This window comes from Streptomyces sp. Ncost-T10-10d, assembly GCF_900091955.1.
In the GTDB taxonomy this organism is placed as follows: Bacteria; Actinomycetota; Actinomycetes; order Streptomycetales; family Streptomycetaceae; genus Streptomyces.
Window position 1 is genome coordinate 1 of sequence record NZ_FMDF01000191.1, and the last position, 1,550, is coordinate 1,550.

General features: G+C 68.5%; 1 protein-coding gene. It reads left to right on the plus strand.

What is annotated here, in order from left to right; translation table 11 throughout:
• On the plus strand, positions 1-1,550 hold a 1,550-nt coding region (locus tag GA0115254_RS34200; protein WP_256102914.1), incomplete at both ends, for a condensation domain-containing protein.

Here is a 1,550-nt window from a genome sequence, read left to right on the forward strand (position 1 = left end):
GGTCCTGAATGCGTTGCCGCTGACGGGTAACGGGAAGCTGGACCGCAAGGCCCTGCCCGCCCCGGAGTATGCGGGCAATTCCGGCCGCGGCCCGGTGAGTCTCCAGGAGGAGCTGCTCTGCCTGGCCTTCGCGGAGATTCTCGGCCTGGAGAGCGTTGGCGTCGACGACAGCTTCTTCGCCCTGGGCGGGCACTCACTCCTCGCGGTGCGCCTCGTGAGCCGGGTGCGGTCGATCCTGGGTGTGGAGGTGCCGCTGCGGGTGCTGTTCGAGGCGCCGACGGTCGCGGGGCTGGCAACGCGGCTGGCGGGCGCGGACCGGGCGCGGGTGGCGCTGACGGCGGGGGAGCGCCCGGAGCGGGTACCGCTGTCGTTTGCGCAGCGTCGGCTCTGGTTCATCAACCAGCTCGAAGGGCCCAGCGCGACCTACAACACCTCGGAGGCACTGCCGCTGTCGGGTGATGTGGACCAGGATGTGCTCAACGCCGCGTTCCTCGATGTGATCGGGCGGCACGAGGTCCTGCGCACGGTGTTCTCGATGGTCGATGGCGAGCCCCACCAGCAGATCCTCGCCCCCGAAGAGCTCCAGTGGGCGCTGCAGGTGACTGATGTAGCGCTCCCGGATCTGGAGACCGCCGCCACCGAGGCGGCACAGTACACCTTCGATCTCTCGGCAGAAGTGCCCATCAAGGCTTGGCTGTTCGAGGCAGAGCCGGAGGTGCGAGTACTGGTTGTAGCGATGCACCACATCGCGTGCGACGGCTGGTCGAAGGGCCCGCTCGCGAGGGATCTCTCGGTCGCGTACGCGGCGCGGAGCGAGGGTCGGGCGCCGGAGTGGGAGCCGTTGCCGGTGCAGTATGCCGACTACACGCTGTGGCAGCGCGATCTGCTGGGGGACGACCAGGACCCGGACAGCCTGCTGTCACGTCAGATCGCTTTCTGGCGTGATGCGTTGGATGGTTCGCCGGAGGAGCTGGAGCTGCCGTTCGATCGCCCGCGTCCGACTGTGTCCTCCCACCGTGGACACCAGGTGCCGGTCGAGGTGCCGGCGAGCGTGCACGGACGGCTGGTGGAGGTGGCGCGGGCCGAGGGTGTGACCCCGTTCATGGTGCTCCAGGCGTCGTTGGCGGTGCTGTTGTCGAAGCTGGGTGCGGGGACGGACGTTCCGATCGGTTCGGCGAACGCCGGTCGTACGGATGAGGCGTTGGACGACCTGGTGGGGTTCTTCATCAACACGCTGGTGGTCCGGACGGATCTGTCGGGTGCCCCGACGTTCCGGATGCTGCTGGAGCGGGTGCGGGAGCGGACCCTGTCGGCGTTGGCGCACCAGGACGTGCCGTTCGAGAAGCTGGTGGAGGAGCTGGCGCCGTCACGCTCGATGGCCCGCCACCCACTCTTCCAGGTCGTTCTGACGACGCAGAATGCCATTGACGCCGTGCTGGACCTCCCGGGTGTCCGAGCCGGTGGACAGATCGACGGCGAGGCCGCGGAGGAGACCGACACCACGACGGTGTATGAGTCGGCCGCGAAGTTCGACCTGGACGTCATCGTCG